1 protein-coding gene is annotated in these 1,452 nt (G+C 63.6%); it reads left to right on the forward strand.

All coding sequences use genetic code 11. From position 1 onward, the window contains the following. The first annotated feature begins 49 nt into the window (after window positions 1-49). Window positions 50-1,444: an IS30 family transposase gene (locus QMZ92_RS35845; RefSeq protein ID WP_283302123.1), complete on the forward strand. Its 1,395-nt coding sequence runs from the start codon at window positions 50-52 to the stop codon at window positions 1,442-1,444. The last annotated feature ends 8 nt before the right edge of the window (window positions 1,445-1,452 follow it).

The raw sequence follows: 1,452 nt of genomic DNA on the forward strand, positions 1-1,452 counted from the left end.
GGCGGATTCAATCGGTCGTCGCAACACCTCATGATCAGCGAGGTGTGGGATGGTTCGTCGTCAGCAGGGAGCCGATCGGGCGATACGGCCAAAGTTGAGGTCTCCGGGGCATCCGAAATTTCAGCGTCATATCGAAGCAGCGTTCTGGGATGAAATCGCCAAAGGTCTGCTCGCGGAGGAAGCGGCCGGGGTTATCCGCGTGGCGCCGGCGGTAGCCACGCGCTGGTTTCGGCAGTGTGGCGGCATGCGACCGTTCGATCCGAAGCCGAATTCGGGCAGGTACCTGTCGTTCTCTGAGCGAGAGGAGATCGCGCTCCTCAACGCCCAAGGCATGGGCGTTCGTGAAATCGCTCGGCAAGTCGGCCGTGATCCGGGGACGATTTCCCGCGAGTTGCGGCGCAACGCGGCCACGAGGGGCGGGAAGCTCGACTACCGGGCCTCGGTCGCGCAATGGAAATCGGACATGGCCGCCCGCCGGCCGAAGACATCGAAGCTGGTCGCCAATCCGCGGTTGCACGCATACGTCCAGAAGCGGCTGTCCGGAGAGATCAGCACGCCTGGCTGCAGGGCAATCGCAGGACCTGCGACAGGCACGTGGACGGGGCGGAACAAGCAGCACCGCAAGGACCGCGCGTGGGTGCAGGCGTGGAGTCCGGAGCAGATCGCGAACCGGGTCAAGTTTGATTTCCCGCATGATGAGTCCATGCGCATCAGCCACGAGGCGATCTACCAGGCGCTCTACATTCAGGGCCGCGGGGCGCTGAAGCGAGAGCTGATCTTGTGCCTACGCACGGGCCGCGCACTGCGTGCCCCGCGCGCTCGTTCGCGCCGCAAGACCTGGGCGCACGTGACACCCGAAGCGCTGATCAGTGAACGACCTGCCGAAGTCGAGGACCGTGCCGTTCCTGGCCACTGGGAAGGCGACCTGATCATCGGGCTGGAGCGGTCCGCGATCGGCACTGTCGTCGAGCGGTCAACTCGATTCACGATGCTGGTTCACCTGCCGCGCGAGGAAGGCTACCGGCACAAGCAATCGGTCAAGAATGCTCCTGCGCTGGCCGGTTATGGGGCGATCACGATGAAGACCGCCCTCGCCAATACGATGTCGACGCTGCCCGAACAGCTCGCACGGTCACTGACCTGGGACCGCGGCAAGGAGATGTCGGCCCATGCGCAATTCAGAGTCGAGACGGGAATCCCCGTGTTCTTCGCCGATCCGCATAGTCCGTGGCAGCGCGGCACGAACGAGAACACCAACGGGCTCTTGCGCCAGTACTTCCCGAAAGGCACCGATCTCTCGAGATGGTCCGCCGAGGAAATCGAGGCCGTCGCTCACACTCTCAACAGCAGACCCCGTAAGACGCTCGGTTGGAAGACACCCGCCGAGGCGTTCAACGAGCAGCTACAGTTGCTTCAACAAGCTGGTGTTGCAACGACCGGTTGAATCCGGTC

This window comes from Streptomyces sp. HNM0645, from assembly GCF_030056615.1.
In the GTDB taxonomy this organism is placed as follows: domain Bacteria; phylum Actinomycetota; class Actinomycetes; order Streptomycetales; family Streptomycetaceae; genus Streptomyces; species Streptomyces marianii.

What these genes read in the sequence shown, in the direction of transcription:
- QMZ92_RS35845 (WP_283302123.1), top strand. Translation starts at nt 50, where the DNA reads ATGGTTCGTCGTCAGCAGGGAGCCGATCGGGCGATACGGCCAAAGTTG.